We start from the raw sequence: 16,330 nt of genomic DNA, 5'->3' as shown, positions 1-16,330 counted from the left end.
GCCTGTCCCGCTCTTTGGCCGGCGAAAGCCATCGAACGGGCACCGCCTGAAGCTAGAATCAGCCTGTTCGCTCCCGACGATGCGGGCGATGGAGAAAGATGTGAGCAACACGATGCAACCGCGCCTCACCCGGGTCTTCCGCTTCGTGCGTGCGAGCTACGCCGATGGCGTGGCCGAGCTGGCGTATGCGTTCGACGACGGCGAGGAGTTGGTCGAGACGATCCGCTTTCCGCAGGCGCCGGCGGTTCCCGCCGAGCGGCGCGCGGCGTTCGATGCGGCGCTGAAACTGCTGCACCTGGTCGCCGGCGTCAGCTACTACAAGGCCGGCGTGCCGCCGAAGATCGAGCTGGCCGATGGTCCGCTCGACGATGCCACCGCCGAACTGCTGGAACAGCTGTACCTGCACGGGCTGGCCGAGTTCGCCTATCGCAACGGGCTGGACCTGCGCGGGCGGATCAACTTCCCGCGTGGCGGCAGCACGCCCACGGTCGGCGCGCTGGAGTTGCCCAAACGCACCCTGGTGCCGATCGGCGGCGGCAAGGATTCGCTGGTGGCGGTGGAGGCGATCAAGTCCATCGGCGGCGAGGCGACTGCGGTATGGGTCGGCAGCTCCGCGCTGATCGCCGGCTGCGCCGAGCGGACCGGCCTGCCCACCTTGAACATCCAGCGCGAACTGGCGCCGGGCCTGTTCGAGCTGAACCGGCTCGGCGCGTGGAACGGGCACATTCCGGTGACCGCGGTGAATTCGGCGATCCTCGCCGTCGCCGCGGTCCTGTACGGCTACGATTCGATCGCGTTCGCCAACGAGCGTTCCGCCTCGGCTGCCACCTTGGAATACGACGGCCAGCAGGTGAACCACCAGTGGAGCAAGAGCCTCGCGTTCGAGACGCTGCTGGGCGACTGGCTGCACACGCACGTGGCCAGCGACCTCGACTACTGCTCGCTGCTGCGGCCGTACTCTGAGCTGGCGATCACCCATGCGTTCGCGAAGCTGACGCCGTACTTCGACGTGTTCTCCAGCTGCAACCGCAACTTCAAGCTGCTCGGCCCGAAGCCGGTGGACCGCTGGTGCGGGCAGTGCCCGAAATGCCACTTCGTGTTCCTCGCGCTGGCGCCGTTCCTGCCCAAGCCGCGGCTGCTGGCGATCTTCGGCCGCAACCTGCTGGATGACGAAAACCAGGCCGCCGGCTTCGACGCGCTGCTGGAATACCAGGACCACAAGCCGTTCGAGTGCGTGGGCGAGGGCGCCGAGGCGCGCGCGGCGATGCATGCGCTGAGCCAGCGGCCGGAGTGGCAGGAAGATGCGCTGGTCGAACGCTTCCGCAGCGAAATCCTGCCGCAGCTCGACGCAACGCAGCTGGCGCTGGAGCCGTGGCTGCAGCCGTCGCCCGAACACCGCGTGCCGGCACGCCTGCAGGCGGCGCTGGCGGCGATCGGTTGATGCGCTTCGACGAGCTTCGCGATCGCCGCGTGGCGATCTGGGGTTTCGGCCGGGAGGGCCATGCGGTGATCAAGGCCTTGCGCACGCGCCTGCCGGAACAGGCGCTGACCTTGTTCTGCAGCGCCGCCGAAGTCGAGGCCGCGCGTGCGTTCGACGCGGCGCTGGACATCGTCGTCGGCGAGCCGGATGCGGTGGCGCTGGCCCGCTTCGACGTGGTGGTGAAGTCGCCCGGCATCTCCGCCTACAAGCCGGCGTTGCTGGCCGCGCAGGCGCAGGGCACGCGGTTCACTTCCGGTACCGCGCTTTGGTTTGGCGAGCATCCGGATGCGCGCGTGATCGCGGTCACCGGCACCAAGGGCAAGAGCACCACCAGCGCGCTGCTCGCGCACCTGGCGCGCGCACTCGGCGTGCGCACCGCACTGGCCGGCAACATCGGCCTGCCGTTGCCGGAGCTGCTCGACCAGCACGCGGACCTGTGGGTGATCGAACTGTCCAGCTTCCAGACCGGTGAAGCCGGTCCGCTGGAACTGGGCGTGGTCACCAGCCTGTACGAGGAACACCTGGACTGGCACGGCTCGCGCGAGCGCTACGTGGCCGACAAGCTGAAGCTGGCCGACGTGTCGCGCACGCTGCTGGTCAACGGCCTGCAGCCGAATCTGCTGCAGTACACCGCCGCGCATCCGCATCGCCTGGTGTTCGGCACGCCGGAAGGCTGGCACGTGCGCGATGGCATGGTCTGCCGCGGTGCGCAGCCGGTATTCGACAGCGTCGCGCTGGCGGCGCCCGGCCTGCACAACGCGCTCAACGCCTGCGCCGCGCTGGCCGCGCTGGAAACGATCGGCATGGACGCGCTCGCCGCCGCGCCGGCACTGGCCACCTTCCGCCCGCTGCCGCACCGCCTGCAGCCGCTGGGCGAACACGACGGCTGGCACTGGGTCAACGACTCGATCAGCACCACGCCGCTGGCCACGCTGGCCGCGCTGGAAAGCCTGCACGGCCGCACGGTGACCGTGCTGGTCGGCGGCCACGATCGCGGGCTGGACTGGACGCCGTTCGTCGAGGCGATGCGCAGCGCGCCCGCGCACGCGATCGTCTGCATGGGCGCCAACGGCGCGCGCATCGAGGCGGCGCTGCGCGAGGCGGAAGTACGTTGTCCGATCCTGCCTGTCGACGACCTCGCCGGCGCCGTCGCCGAGGCGAAGACGCACACCCCGCGTGGTGGCGTGATCCTGCTCTCTCCGGGCGCGCCGAGCTTCGACCAGTTCAAGGACTACGCCGAACGCGGCCGTCGCTTCGCCGCGCTCGCCGGGTTCGATGTGGCCATCACCGGCATCGAAGGCCTGGGCATCGACTGAGCCGGTCCACCAACCGCGTGGCATGTCGCGAAAGGCATCGGTCGACTTGTCGCGTCTGCAGGCGTCTGCCATTCGACCCGCTGCGCATGTTTCATGGATGACCTGCGCGGGGGAAACCGATGCAGAGGGGCGGGAGCCGGGAATTCACGATGGCCGTCCGTGGCACGGCGGATGTGTACAAGGGCTGGCCTTTCGGCCTGACTGGCCCGCGCCGATCGGCGAGCGGCGATTCGCCGAGTCGGTGTCGGGGCGTTCTGAAATACTGCCGAGGGCAGGTGACACCTGGGCGCAGTCATCCCCGCGAGTTGTTCGACAACGAGGCTGGACAAGCTGGGACAGTGTTTCGGTTCGACCTGAGAATGACCGAGGACATCGGATTCCCACTTTCGCGGGAATGACGGAAAAGCGGGGCTTCAGCGCGCGTAGCGCGTACGCGGCTCGTTCACGCGCTTCTTGCCGTCGAGCTTGATGTGCTGGCGCAGCCAGGCGGCGAACTCGGCTTCGGCCAGGCTGCCTTCGGCGAGGGCGATCATGGCGACGTACTTGTCTTCGTCACTGGCGACGAGATCGGCGTCGTTGAGTGCAAGGAAGACCCGGTAGCAGACATGCGCCGTGCGTTTGTTACCGTCGACGAAGGGATGGTTGTGTGCCAGCCCGTAGGCGAGGCTGGCGGCGAGGTCGGCAAGGTCCGGTGGCGGACCGACGTAGGCATGCAATTGTCGGGGGCGTGCAAGTGCTGAATCCAGCAGATGGTCGTCGCGCACGCCGGTGCCGCCGCCATGTTCGGCCAACTGGCGTTCGTGGATGGCGATGGCGAGCGGCCTTTCGATCCAGACGATCATGGCTGCCACCTATTGCGCCAGCTTGTGCAGGACGTTGCGGTCCTTGCGCATGACCTCCTCCGCCACCTCCATCTGCCTGGCCAAGGCGGGGTCGTAGGTAGTGAGGCGGATGCCGTCGGGGGTTTCCAGCGCAAACAGCTCGTCGCCTTTCTCCAGCCGCAGGCGGGCCAGCAGTTCGCGCGGCAGGATGACGCCGGCGGAGTTGCCGATGGTGGTGATCTTCAGTTTCATGGCGGCCTCCGGAATGGTTATAACGTATGTTATACGCTCGATTTCCCGGCTGCAACGCGTGGCACGTTGCGGCGCAGCCGCATTGCCGCCAGCGCGCGAGAATACGGACTTGGCATGACAGGCATCGTTGCCGACCTTGCCGTGACGTCCGCCATGCCATGCTCGGGTATTTCCCGCTCATTCCGTTCCTGATCTAAGGAGTCATCCCATGCAATACCGTCGCCTCGGCCGATCCGGCCTGCAGTTGTCCGCGTTGTCGTTCGGCGCCTGGGTCACCTTCGGCAGGCAGGTCGGGCGCAGCGAGGCGCGCGACATGCTGGCGCTGGCGCACGATCGCGGGGTGAACTACTTCGACAACGCCGAGACCTACAACAACGGCGTGGCCGAGCAGGTGATGGGCGACGTGCTGGCCGATCTGCGCTTTCCACGCGACAGCTACTGCGTATCCAGCAAGGTGTTCTTCGGGGCCGTGGACGAGCCGCTGCCGACCCAGCGCGGCTTGTCGCGCAAACACGTGATCGAGGCCTGCCACCAGGCCATGCAGCGCCTGCGCGTGGACTATCTGGACCTGTATTTCTGCCATCGTCCCGATCCGGACACGCCGGTCGACGAAACCGTGGCGGCGATGGATACGCTGATTCGCCAGGGCAAGGTGCTGTACTGGGGCACCAGCGAATGGCCGGCCGAGGCGATCGAAGAGGCCCATCGGGTGGCGCGCGAGAATCATTTCTACGCGCCGGTGATGGAGCAGCCCCAGTACAACCTGCTGCACCGCGAGCGGGTGGAGCGCGAATATGCGCCGCTGTACGAGAAGTACGGCATGGGCACCACGATCTGGTCGCCGCTGGCTTCGGGCCTGCTGAGCGGCAAGTACGACCGGGGCATCCCCGCCGACTCGCGGCTCGCGCAGCCGGGCTACGAATGGTTGCGCAAGAGCGTGCTGGGCGAGGGCGACGAGCGCCTGGTGCAGGTGCGCGCGCTGCATCCGATAGCCGACGAGTTGGGCACCAGCCTGGCGCAACTGGCGATCGCCTGGTGCCTGCTGAACCCGCACGTATCCACCGTGATGCTGGGTGCGAGCAAGCGCGAGCAGCTGGCGCAGAACCTGGACGCGCTGGAGCTGCTGCCGCGACTGGATGCGGCGCTCGCCGGGCGCATGCGGCAGGCGGTGGGCGGCTGACCCGTCGCGCGTGGAGTCCGCGAGGGTGGTTGACTCTCAAATGAGAATGATTATTATTTGAGTACCCGCCACCGCAGGAACTCCGATGCCCGTCCTCTCCTTGCGTCCGTCCCCGTTTCCCCCTTCTGCCGTGCACCACGGCGCGGCGCCGCGGCTCGCCACCGCCACGCGCCGGGTCGCCAGCGATCTGCTCCTGGCCGGCGGGCGCGAGCTGGTGATCCAGCATCAGGGCAGCGAGTACCACCTGCGCCTGACCCGCAACGACAAACTGATCCTGACCAAATAGCCATGGGCATGCGGCTGGATCGTGCCGCCCTGTTGCGGCGGATGACGGCGCAGTTCGCCACAGGCAGGCGAACCGGCATCTATGGATCGGAGGAGGCCGCCGCCACGTGCAGGTCGCGGTTGTGCTTGTCCACCGCGCGATGGCTGGCCGGACTGCCGGCGCTGGGCAACGTGTTGTATGCGCCGAGTGTGATGCCCTGCATGTTGCGCGGCAGGCCGTTGCCGGGCTTGCTGGTCGAATCCGCCGATCTCGCGCCGTTGCTGCATACGCGCACCCTGGCGTTCGCCAGCGCAGTCACTGCCGATGGCCCGCGCGAGTGGATGGAATGCCGCGATGCGCAAGAGTGCCTGCTCGCCCGGCTCTACCTGTTGCCGGATACCGACTATCTGGCCTGGGACGCCTTGTGCGCCGGTGCCGACATCGCGGCGGCCGGCGCTCGCGCGGACGCGTTCGCATCGCCGCCGGCCGCGGTGCGGGTGCTGCGTTTCCGATTGCGCCGCTTCGCCGCCGGCCTGAAATTGCTGGGCGCAGATGCCGTGGCGTCCGCCTCGCCGCTGGGGCGCGACGTGGCAGCGCGCATCGCCCGCGACGCGGCCACGCTCCGCTGAACCCGCCGGTCGTCGCCAGTGGCGGCGTCCGGCTGTCCGTGCACTGTCCGCGGACACTGCACAACCGCCACGGGTGCGTCGCAACACATTGAAAAAACGGTGTTTTCGCGGCATCGCCTCGATGGCATGCGGATTGCTCTGTCTCCTGCGTAGCCGCCCTGCACGCGGCCGGGAACGACACGATGATTCGCGACACATCGGCACAGGACAAACTGGTAGAGGTCAAACCCAATCGCAAGCGGCAGCTGATCCTCGCTGCCGTCGGCGTGCTCGTGATCGGCCTGCTGGCCTGGCTGGCGCCGGGGATCGGCCGGCTGTTCTCCGCCTCCGGTTCGGTGAGCGCCTCGCGGCTGTCGTTCGCCACCGTCGAGCGCGGCCCGTTCGTGCGCGACATCGCCGCCGAGGGCAAGGTGGTGGCCGCGGTCAGCCCCACCTTGTACGCGACCTCCGGCGGCGCGGTGACGCTGCAGGTGCACGCCGGCGACACGGTGAAGAAAGGCCAGGTGCTGGCCACCATCGACAGCCCCGAGCTGACCAACAAGCTGGCGCAGGAACAGAGCAACGCCGACGCGATGCAGGTCGACTACCTGCGTGCTCAGGTCGACGCGCGCAAGCAGCGCTCCGCCCTGCAGAAGGCGTACGACAACGCCAAGATCGACCTGCAGACCGCGCAGCGCGATCTCGCCCGCTACCAGAAGGCGTTCGCCCGCGGTGCCGTGCCCAGCATGGACGTCGACCGCGCCAAGGACACCCTGGACAAGGCCAACATCGCCCTGGAACACGCGCGCAGCGACCTGGGCATGGACAACGCCAGTCTCAACTTCGACATCCAGTCCAAGAAGCTGGCGCATGACCGCCAGCTGCTGCTGGTGGCCGACCTCAAGCGCCAGGTCGACGACCTCCATGTGAAGTCGCCGGTGGATGGCCAGGTCGGCCAGCTGTTCATCGCCGAAAAGGCCACCGTGGCCAAGGATGCGCAGCTGCTCAGCGTGGTCGACCTGTCCGCACTGCAGGTGGAGATGCAGGTGCCGGAGAGTTTCGCCCGCGACCTCGGCATCGGCATGACCGGCGAGATCAGCGGCAACGGCCACACCTGGAAGGGCATCGTCAGCGCGATCTCGCCCGAAGTGGTCAACGGCCAGGTCGCCGCGCGGCTGCGCTTCGACGGCACCACGCCGAACCAGCTGCGCCAGAACCAGCGCCTGTCGGTGCGCGTGCTGCTGGACAAGCGCGACAACGTGCTCACCGTGCAGCGCGGCTCCTTCGTCGACGAATCCGGCGGCAGCTACGCCTACCTGGTGCACGACGGCATCGCCACGAAAACCCCGATCCGCATCGGCGCCTCCAGCATCGACAAGGTGGAGATCCTCGAAGGCCTGAAGGAAGGCGACAAGATCGTGATCTCCGGCACCGACAGCTTCAAGGGCGCGGCGAAGGTTGCCATCTCGCAATAGCGAGATGGCAGCCGGGAATAGGGAATAGGGAATAGGGAATCGGAAAAACTCGCGATCCCACGCCGCTGCTCTCTATTCCCGATTCTCTATTCCCTATTCCCACTACACCAACCACCGAGGAACCAGCATGCTCAAGATGACCCACCTGTCCAAGGTCTACCGCACCGAAGTGGTGGAGACCTATGCGCTGCGCGATTTCAACATCGACGTGAAGGAGGGCGAGTTCGTGGCCGTGACCGGGCCGTCCGGTTCGGGCAAGACCACCTTCCTGACCATCGCCGGCCTGCTGGAGACGTTCACCGGCGGCGAGTACCACCTCGACGGCGTGGAGGTGAGCAACCTCAACGACAACGCCCGCTCGAAGATCCGCAACGAGAAGATCGGCTTCATTTTCCAGGCGTTCAACCTGATCCCCGACCTCAACGTGTTCGACAACATCGAGGTGCCGCTGCGCTATCGCGGCATGAAGTCGGCCGAGCGCAAGCAGCGGATCATGGACTCGCTGGAACGCGTGGGCCTGGCCTCGCGCGCCAAGCACTACCCCGCCGAACTCTCCGGCGGCCAGCAGCAGCGCGTGGCGATCGCCCGCGCGCTGGCCGGCTCGCCGCGTCTGCTGCTGGCGGACGAGCCCACCGGCAACCTCGACACCCAGATGGCCCGCGGCGTGATGGAGCTGCTGGAGGAGATCCACCGCGATGGCGCCACCATCGTGATGGTCACGCATGATCCGGAGCTGGCCGCCCGCGCCCAGCGCAACGTGCACATCATCGACGGCCAGGTGGTGGATCTGGCCGAGGAGCCGCGCTTCCATGCCGTGAAGGCAGGGAATAGGGAGTAGGGAATAGGGAATCGGAAGGGCATCGGCCTTTCCGAATCGCGAATTACGAATCCCGTATCCCGGAACCAGAGATGTTTGCCTACTACCTCCAGCTCGGACTGCGCAGCCTGCGCCGCAACCCCGCCCTCACCGCGCTGATGGTGATGGCGATCGGTTTCGGCGTGGCCGCGTCGATGATCACGTACTCCGTGTTCCGGGCCGTGTCCGGCAACCCGATACCTGGCAAGTCGGCGCAGCTGTTCACGCCGCAGGTGGACGGCTGGGGGCCGCAGCAGAACCTGAAGGGCGAGCCGGCCGAAGCACTGGCTTACATCGACGCGATGGCGCTGATGCGGGCGCACGAGGCGAAGCGCCAGACCCTGTTGTATCCGGTGCAACTCTCGGTGATGCCGGGCGGCAACCGCGACCTTCCCCTGAACGCCAGCGGCTATGCCGTCACCGCCGACTTCTTCACCATGTTCGAGGTGCCGTTCCGCTTCGGCAGCGGCTGGAGTGCGCAGGACGACGACGCGCGAGCCAGCGCCGTCGTCATCAGCGGCGAACTCAACCGGAAGCTGTTCGGCGGCGCCAACAGCGTGGGGCGCACGTTCAACCTTGGCGGGCATGACTACCACGTGGTGGGCGTCACCAGCCACTGGAATCCGCGCCCGCGTTTCTACGACCTGTTCAGCACCAGCGGGTTTGCCGACGAGCCGGACATCTACATGGTGTTCAACCGTGCACTGGACTTGCAGATGCGCTCGGGCGGCCGCAACAGTTGCCGCGGTTCGATCACCTACACGAGCTGGCAGGGTTATCTGCAGAGCAACTGCGTGTGGATCACGCCGTGGGTGGAACTGGACAGCGCCGCCGAAGTCGCCGCCTATCGCCGTTTCCTCACCAACTATGCCGCCGACCAGCAGCGCGCCGGTCGCTTCGGCTGGGCCGCCAACGTGCGTCTGCGCGACGTGATGCAGTGGCTCGAATACGAACACGTGGTGCCGCCGGAAAGCCGCATCTCGCTGGCGGTGGCGCTGGGCTTTTTCCTGATCTGCCTGGTCAACACCATCGGCCTGCTGCTGGCGAAGTTCATGCGCCGCGCCGGCGAGATCGGCGTGCGCCGCGCCCTGGGCGCGACCCGGCGCGAGATCTACGCGCAATACCTGATCGAGGCCGCCACGGTAGGCCTGGCCGGTGGCGTGCTGGGCTTGCTGCTCACGGCCGCGGGCGTGTCCGGCGTGGGCATCCTGTTCCAGCCGGAGATCGCCCGGCTGGCCCGGCTCGATCTCTCACTGGTGGGCCTGACGTTCGTCGTCGCCATCATCGCCACCGTGCTGGCGGCGTTCTACCCGGCGTGGCGCGCGGCACACGTGCAACCCGCCTGGCAACTGAAATCGAGCTGAGGAGAGCGCCATGAATTTTCAGGTCAGGCCCATCCTCACCGCGCTGCGCCAGCACAAGGCAGGCACCTTGCTGATCGCGCTGCAGATCGCGTTGACGCTGGCCATCGTGTGCAACGCGCTGTTCATCATCCACCAGCGACTGGGCAACCTCTCCGCGAGCAGCGGCGTGGACGAGGCCAACGTGTTCGTCATCACCAACATGTGGGCCGACATGGGCCAGTCGACGTCCCAGGTCGATGCGCAGGTGCGCGCGGACCTGATCGCGCTGCGGCAGTTGCCCGCCGTGCGCGACGCCACGCCGGCCAGCGGGTATCCGCTCAGGGGCGGCGGCTGGGACAACTTCGTCACCATGACGCCCGAGCAGGTCAAGCCGACCACGGATGCCGCGGTGTACACCGGCGACGACCACTTCATCGACACGCTGGGCCTGAATCTCGTCGCGGGCCGCAACTTCCGCCCCGATGAGGTGATGGTGATGGGCACCCAGGAAGCCGTCACCCCGCCGACGGTGATCGTGAGCAAGGTGCTGGCCGATCGCCTGTTTCCCGACGGCGACGCGCTGGGCAAGAGTTTCTATGCGATGGGCGCCACGCCGACCACCATTGTCGGCATCGTCGATCCGCTGCACCGGCAGGGCGTGGACTCGTGGAGCAACGGCTATGCCGGCCAGGCGCTGATCTGGCCGTTGCGGGCGGATGATTCGCGCGGCGTGTTCTACATCGTGCGCGCCAGGCCCGGCCAGCTTGCCGACGCCATGCGCGAGGCGCCCAAGGCGCTGTACGCGCAGAATCGCCTGCGCATCATCGATTCGAAGGACGGCATCCAGGACTACGCCACCATCCGTCACAAGGTCTACGACCGCGACCGTGGCATGGCGATCCTGATGGGCATCATCAGCGTGGTGCTGCTGGCGATCACCGCGGCCGGCATCGTGGGCCTGACCAGCTTCTGGGTCGGCCAGCGCCGCAAGCAGATCGGCGTGCGCCGCGCCCTGGGTGCCCGGCAGCGCGACATCCTCGCCTATTTCCTCACCGAGAACTTCCTGATCAGCGTGTCGGGCACGGTGCTGGGCATCGTGCTGGGCTTCGCCTTCAACTTGTGGACGGTGACCCGCTTCGCGATGGACCGGATGTCGCTGGCCTACGTGGGCGCGGGCGTGCTGGTGCTGGTGCTGCTCGGCCAGGCCGCCACGCTGGCGCCGGCGCTGCGCGCCTCGCGCGTGTCGCCGGTGGAGGCGACGCGGAGCGTGTGATTTTTCCCCTCTCCCGACGGGAGAGGGGCTCAAACGACGGAGAGACAGAATGTTTGCCTACTACCTCGAACTGGCGATGCGCAGCCTGAAACGCAGCCCTGGCCTCACCATACTGATGGTGCTGGCGATCGGCTTCGGCGTGGCTGCGTCGATGACCTCGTGGTCGGTGTTCCGTGCGGTGTCGGGCGACCCGATTCCGTGGAAGTCGTCCAAACTCTTCGTGCCGCAGATCGACATGTGGGGGCCGAACGGCCGCAGTCCCGACGGCGAGCCGCCGAACGCGATGGACTACACCGACGCGGTCGCCCTGATGCGCGATCACCGCGCCAAGCGGCAGTCGGCGATGTACCAGATCTCGCCCTCGATCGTGCCGACCGACGCCAGCAAACATCCGCTCAACGTCAGCGGGCATGCCGTGTATGGCGAGTTCTTTCCGATGCTGGACGTGCCGTTCCGGTATGGCCGCGGCTGGAGCGCCAGCGACGACAGCAACCGCGCGCAGGTCGTGGTGATCAGCAGCAAGCTCAACCAGAAGCTGTTCGGCGGTATCGACAGCGTCGGCCGCATCGTCAATGTCGAAGGCCGCGATTACCGGGTGGTTGGCGTGCTCGACCAGTGGAACCCGCAGCCGCGCTTCTACGACGTGGTCAACAGCGGTGGCTTCTCCACCACCGACGCCGACGTGTTCCTGCCGTTCCAGACCGCGATCCAGACGGGCATCACCAACGACGGCAATACCAACTGCAACGCGGTGCCGGACGAACCGGGCTTCGTCGGCCTGCAGCATTCGCCCTGCGCGTGGATCGCGTTCATGGCCGAACTGGACGATGCCGCGGCGGTGACGGCGTATCGCGCCTATCTCGACGGCTATGCCAAGGATCAGCAGTCCGCCGGGCGCTTCCGCTGGGCGCCGAACAACTGCCTGCGCGACGTGCCGGCGTGGCTGGAAAACCAGCACGTGGTGCCCAGCGACACCAGGGTGTCGTTGCTGGTGGCACTCGGCCTGCTGCTGGTGTGCCTGGTCAATACGGTGGGCCTGCTGCTGGCCAAGTTCCTGCGCCGCAGCAGCGAGATCGGCGTGCGTCGCGCACTCGGCGCGCCGCGTGCGGCGATCTACACGCAGTTCCTGGTCGAGGCGGGCATCGTGGGTGCGGCCGGCGGCGTGCTCGGCTTGCTGCTGACCGGCGCCGGCGTGGCCAGCGTGGGCTGGGTGTTGCCGCGCGACATCGCCTCGCTGGCGCGGATCGACGTGTCGCTGCTGGTGCTGACCCTGCTGGTGGCGGTGGTCGCCACGATGCTGGCCGGCCTGTATCCCACCTATCGGGCTTCGCGGGTGCAGCCCGCCTGGCAACTGAAGAGCAACTAATGCGCTCTCCCTGCGCGAGAAAGCGGCCATCCATGGCCGCACTCCTCAAGGAAACCCGTTCCATTTGACGGTGCGACAAGGAACTACATCATGAAACTGCATCCCATCCTCGCCGCCCTGCGCAAGCACAAGGCCGGCACCGTGCTCATCTCGCTGCAGATCGCGCTGACCCTGGCGATCGTGTGCAATGCGATCTTCATCATCGGCCAGCGCATCGAGCGGGTGAACCGGCCCACCGGGCTGGACGAGAGCAACCTGTTCCTGGTCACCCAGCAATGGGTGGGCGCGCCCAGCGCCGACACCGCCGACGGCGTGGAGAAGCTCGACGCGATGCAGCGCGAGGATCTCGCCGCGTTGCGCAACCTGCCCGGCGTGACGTCGGTGGCGCCGATCAATTCGCTGCCGCTGCTCAACTCGTCGTGGACGGGCTCGATGTCGCACGATCCGGGCGCCAAGCTCGGCGGCAAGGACAACACCCGCACGGCGTACTACTTCACCGACGACCAGGCGCTGGATACGTTGGGCCTGAAGCTGGTGGCCGGCCGCGCGTTCACCGCCGGCGACGTGCAGCACCAGGGCTTTCGCGACCAGCCGCCGCGTCCCATCGCGATCATCACCAAGGCGCTGGCCGACAAGCTGTTCCCGAACGGCGGCGCGGTGGGCAAGGTGATCTACAGCGACGGCAGCAATGCGCCGACCACCATCATCGGCGTGGTCGAGCGCATGCAGACGCCCGCCAGCGGCAGCTGGGGCAACGATTTCGCGTGGTACTCGACCCTGATCCCGACCCGGCTCGACGCCAACTTTGCCCGCTACGCCGTGCGTACGCGGCCGGGCCAGCTCGACACGGCGATGCGCGCGGTGACGCCGCTGCTGTACAAGGTCAACCCGCTGCGCGTGCTCGATGACGACAGCGTCAGGCCCTTCAGCGAGATCCGCGCCAAGGCGTATCGCGCCGACGTGGGCATGGCGATCCTGATGGGGGTGATCTGCCTGATCCTGGTCGCGGTCACTGCCGCCGGCATCGTGGGTCTGACCAGCTTCTGGGTCGGCCAGCGTCATCGCCAGATCGGCGTGCGCCGCGCGCTGGGCGCACGCAAGATCGACATCCTGCATTACTTCCAGATCGAGAACCTGCTGATTGCCGGCATCGGCGTACTGCTCGGCATCGCGCTGGCGATAGCCCTGAACCTGTGGCTGATGACGCGCTACGAGATGACCCGCCTGCCGGTGTCCTACGTGCTCGTCGGCGTGCTGGCCATGCTGGTGATCGGCCAGGCCGCCGTGTTCGTGCCCGCGCGGCGCGCGTCCAACGTGCCGCCGGTGTCGGCGACGCGGGCGGCTTGAAGCCGGGAATCGGGAATCGGGAACAGGGAATCGTCAAAGGCAAAAGCCGCGCGCTTTGGTGCTTCCTATTCCCCATTCTCCATTCCCTATTCCCTCCTCCGAAGGAGACACCGAACGTGCTTGCCTACTACCTCGACCTGGCCCTGCGCAGCCTCAAGAGCAACAAGGCGCTCACCGCGCTGATGGTGCTGGCGATCGCGCTGGGCATCGGTGCGTCGATGACCACGCTCACGGTGCTGCACGTGCTGTCGGGCGACCCGCTGCCGGGGCGCAGCGGCACGCTGTACTACCCGCAGATCGACCCGCGCGACAACAGTGGCCAGCTGCCCGGGGTCGAGCCGCCGGAGCAGGTCACCCTGATCGATGGCCTGAACCTGCTGCACGCCGGGCGCGCCGATCGCCAGGCGCTGATGACCGGCGGCTCCGTGCCGATCCAGCCCGACTCCTCGGCCGTGGACCCGTTCTACGTGGAGTCGCGTTACACCACTGCCGACTTCTTCCCGATGTTCGGCACGCGGTTTCGCTATGGCCGCGGCTGGAACGCCGCCGACGACGAGGCCAAGGCGCGCGAGGTGGTGATCAACGGCGAGCTCAACGAGCGCCTGTTCGGCGGCGCCGACAGCGTGGGCCGCAACCTGCGCATCGCCGACGCCAGCTTCCGCATCGTCGGCGTGCTCGACGACTGGGAGCCCAACCCGCACTTCTACGATCTCAACACCGGCTCCTACGGCCGCGCCGAGCAGGTATTCGTGCCGTTGCAGACGGCGCTGGATCTGAAGATGGAGCACAACGGCTCAAACGACTGCTGGGGCAGGGGCGCCGGTGGCGTAGGCCGGATCTACCCTTCGGAAAGCTGCGTGTGGCTGCAGTTCTGGGTGCAGCTGGACAGCTCGTCCAAGGCGGCCGACTACCAGCAGTTCCTGGTGCATTACTCGCAGGAGCAGAAGGCGCTGGGGCGTTTCGCGAAGGCGCCGAACGTGCGACTGCGCAACGTGATGCAGTGGCTGGCCCATGAACGGGTGGTGCCCGACGACGTGCGCCTGCAGACCGGTCTGGCGTTCGGCTTCCTGCTGGTGTGCCTGGTCAACACGGTCGGGCTGATGCTGGCCAAGTTCATGCGGCGCGCCGGCGACCTCGGCGTGCGGCGCGCGCTGGGCGCCTCCAAACGCTCGCTGTTCGGACAACTGCTGGTCGAGTCCGGCGTGATCGGCGTGGTGGGCGGCGTGGGCGGCCTGTTGCTGGCAGGACTGGGCTTGTGGGTGGTGCGCCAGCGTCCTTCCAGCTATGCCGCGTTGGCGCACCTGGACGGCACGATGCTGGCGACCACCTTCGCGCTGGCGCTGGGTTCGACCCTGCTGGCCGGCATGCTGCCGGCGTGGCGCGCCTGCCAGGTGCCGCCGGCCCTGCAGCTCAAGAGCAACTGAGGGTTACCGACATGGAACTGCGACCGATCCTCTCCACGCTGCGGCGGCACAAGACCACCGCCTGGCTGCTGATCCTGGAGATCGCGCTGACCTGCGCGATCGTGTGCAACGCGGTGTTCATGATCAACCACCGCCTGCAGCACATGGAGATGCCCACCGGCATCGACGAACATGCGCTGGTGCAGATCCAGCTGGCCGAGGTGACGCCATCGCCGGACATCTACGCGCGGGCAAGGGAGGATCTTGCCGTGATCCGGCAAGTGCCCGGCGTGCTGGACGTGGCGCTGGTCAACCAGTTGCCGCTGGGCGGCTCCTCGTCCAATGCCAGCATCAAGCTGGACCCGGAGCAACGCCAGCCGACCCTCAGCGCCGGCACCTATTTCGGCGGGAACCTGGCGCAGACGATGGGTCTGCGCCTGCTGGCGGGGCGCCACCTGCAGCCCGACGAGGTGCTCGACGCCGACGTGGTGCTCAAGGCGCTGGCCACCGGCGACACCAAGGTCATCGCACCGGTCACGGTCATCACGCAGGCCATGGCGCAACGGCTGTGGCCGGGCGCCGACGCGCTCGGCAAGACGATCTACGTCGGCCCGGTCGGCGTGCGCGTGGTCGGCGTGATCGCCGACCTGGCGCGCGCCAATGCCTACGATGACGCGACCGCGCACTACTCGATGATCCTGCCGATGTTCATGGGCGCCGGCAAGGACCAGAGCTACCTGATCCGCACGCGCCCGCAGGATCGCCAGGCCGTGCTGAAAGCCGCCGTGGCGGCGCTGAAGAAAGCCGACCCGCGGCGGGTGGTGACCGAGCAGCGCACCTACGACGAAGTGCGCGACAAGTTCTTCGAGAACGACCGCTCGATGGCCGGCATCCTGGTGGGCGCGATCGCCGCGCTGCTGATCGTCACCGCGCTGGGCATCGTCGGCCTGGCCAGCTTCTGGGTCGCGCAGCGGCGGCGCACGATCGGTGTGCGCCGTGCGCTGGGCGCCACGCGCCGCAACATCCTCAATTATTTCCAGACCGAGAACCTGCTGCTGGCCACGATCGGCATCGTGCTCGGCATGGTGCTGGCCTACGCCATCAACCTGTTCCTGATGCTGCACTACGAGCTGCCGCGATTGCCGGCGATCTATTTCCCGGTGGGCGCGATCGCGCTGTGGCTGATCGGCCAGCTCGCCGTGCTCGGTCCGGCGCTGCGCGCCGCGGCGGTGCCGCCTGTCGTGGCAACGAGGTCGGTGTGACGCAGGAGCCCGCTCGCGGGCGATGCCCTTGATTTGATCTGCGTCGCGCATTTGAGCAGGAGCATCGCCCGCGAGCGGGCTCC

Annotated in this window: 16 protein-coding genes; 13 read left to right on the top strand and 3 right to left on the bottom strand. The window is 67.5% G+C overall.

Going from position 1 to position 16,330, the window contains the following annotated elements; translation table 11 throughout:
• Nucleotides 1-112: 112 nt before the first annotated feature.
• Nucleotides 113-1,441 (top strand): UDP-N-acetyl-alpha-D-muramoyl-L-alanyl-L-glutamate epimerase, encoded by a 1,329-nt coding sequence (gene murL, locus ACVCMC_RS09250; RefSeq protein WP_447099482.1) that lies wholly within the window; start codon nt 113-115, stop codon nt 1,439-1,441.
• Nucleotides 1,441-2,796, top strand: a complete 1,356-nt coding sequence (murD, locus tag ACVCMC_RS09245) for a UDP-N-acetylmuramoyl-L-alanine--D-glutamate ligase (protein ID WP_447097041.1) — start codon at nt 1,441-1,443, stop codon at nt 2,794-2,796. The genes murL and murD overlap by 1 nt, the downstream gene beginning before the upstream one ends.
• Nucleotides 2,797-3,209: 413 nt before the next feature.
• On the opposite strand, the gene ACVCMC_RS09240 is transcribed toward murD, so the two are convergent.
• Complete coding sequence (locus tag ACVCMC_RS09240; RefSeq protein ID WP_447097040.1) at nt 3,210-3,638, bottom strand: type II toxin-antitoxin system death-on-curing family toxin; 429 nt, start codon at nt 3,636-3,638, stop codon at nt 3,210-3,212.
• Between the two features lie 9 nt (nt 3,639-3,647).
• Nucleotides 3,648-3,869, bottom strand: coding sequence for an AbrB/MazE/SpoVT family DNA-binding domain-containing protein (locus ACVCMC_RS09235; protein WP_447097039.1), 222 nt, complete (start codon nt 3,867-3,869; stop codon nt 3,648-3,650).
• A gap of 208 nt (nt 3,870-4,077) precedes the next feature.
• Between ACVCMC_RS09235 and ACVCMC_RS09230 the strand changes: the two genes are divergently transcribed.
• Together ACVCMC_RS09230 and hemP are read left to right on the top strand one after the other, a co-directional pair.
• Entirely contained in the window at nt 4,078-5,049 is a 972-nt protein-coding gene (locus ACVCMC_RS09230; RefSeq protein ID WP_447097038.1) for a potassium channel beta subunit family protein, read from the top strand.
• 85 nt (nt 5,050-5,134) lie between these two features.
• Entirely contained in the window at nt 5,135-5,335 is a 201-nt protein-coding gene (gene hemP / locus ACVCMC_RS09225) for a hemin uptake protein HemP (RefSeq protein WP_447097037.1), read from the top strand.
• 79 nt (nt 5,336-5,414) lie between these two features.
• On the opposite strand, the gene ACVCMC_RS09220 is transcribed toward hemP, so the two are convergent.
• Nucleotides 5,415-5,537, bottom strand: coding sequence for a hypothetical protein (locus ACVCMC_RS09220; RefSeq protein WP_447097036.1), 123 nt, complete (start codon nt 5,535-5,537; stop codon nt 5,415-5,417).
• Here ACVCMC_RS09220 and ACVCMC_RS09215 point away from each other — a divergent pair.
• From ACVCMC_RS09215 to ACVCMC_RS09175, 9 genes are all read left to right on the top strand, one after another.
• Entirely contained in the window at nt 5,536-5,943 is a 408-nt protein-coding gene (locus tag ACVCMC_RS09215; protein ID WP_447097035.1) for a hypothetical protein, read from the top strand. The genes ACVCMC_RS09220 and ACVCMC_RS09215 overlap by 2 nt on opposite strands.
• A 182-nt stretch (nt 5,944-6,125) precedes the next feature.
• Nucleotides 6,126-7,397: an efflux RND transporter periplasmic adaptor subunit gene (locus ACVCMC_RS09210; RefSeq protein ID WP_447097034.1), complete on the top strand. Its 1,272-nt coding sequence runs from the start codon at nt 6,126-6,128 to the stop codon at nt 7,395-7,397.
• A 127-nt stretch (nt 7,398-7,524) separates the two neighbouring features.
• A complete protein-coding gene (locus ACVCMC_RS09205; RefSeq protein WP_447097033.1) occupies nt 7,525-8,235 on the top strand; it encodes an ABC transporter ATP-binding protein in 711 nt (236 codons plus the stop codon).
• 71 nt (nt 8,236-8,306) lie between these two features.
• The gene (locus ACVCMC_RS09200; RefSeq protein ID WP_447097032.1) at nt 8,307-9,617 is read left to right on the top strand and encodes an ABC transporter permease; all 1,311 of its coding nucleotides are present in this window, start codon (nt 8,307-8,309) and stop codon (nt 9,615-9,617) included.
• A 10-nt stretch (nt 9,618-9,627) separates the two neighbouring features.
• Nucleotides 9,628-10,869 carry an ABC transporter permease gene (locus ACVCMC_RS09195; protein ID WP_447097031.1) on the top strand — a complete coding sequence of 414 codons (1,242 nt, stop codon included), beginning with the start codon at nt 9,628-9,630 and terminating at the stop codon, nt 10,867-10,869.
• A gap of 49 nt (nt 10,870-10,918) precedes the next feature.
• Nucleotides 10,919-12,235 carry an ABC transporter permease gene (locus ACVCMC_RS09190; protein ID WP_447097030.1) on the top strand — a complete coding sequence of 439 codons (1,317 nt, stop codon included), beginning with the start codon at nt 10,919-10,921 and terminating at the stop codon, nt 12,233-12,235.
• A 90-nt stretch (nt 12,236-12,325) separates the two neighbouring features.
• The gene (locus ACVCMC_RS09185; RefSeq protein ID WP_447097029.1) at nt 12,326-13,582 is read left to right on the top strand and encodes an ABC transporter permease; all 1,257 of its coding nucleotides are present in this window, start codon (nt 12,326-12,328) and stop codon (nt 13,580-13,582) included.
• Nucleotides 13,583-13,698: 116 nt separating this feature from the next.
• Nucleotides 13,699-15,006: an ABC transporter permease gene (locus tag ACVCMC_RS09180; RefSeq protein ID WP_447097028.1), complete on the top strand. Its 1,308-nt coding sequence runs from the start codon at nt 13,699-13,701 to the stop codon at nt 15,004-15,006.
• A gap of 11 nt (nt 15,007-15,017) precedes the next feature.
• Nucleotides 15,018-16,247, top strand: a complete 1,230-nt coding sequence (locus ACVCMC_RS09175) for an ABC transporter permease (RefSeq protein WP_447097027.1) — start codon at nt 15,018-15,020, stop codon at nt 16,245-16,247.
• Nucleotides 16,248-16,330 lie beyond the last annotated feature (83 nt).

It is taken from the genome of Rhodanobacter sp. UC4452_H20 (assembly GCF_052978205.1).
This window is presented reverse-complemented; position numbering and strand designations above follow the sequence as displayed.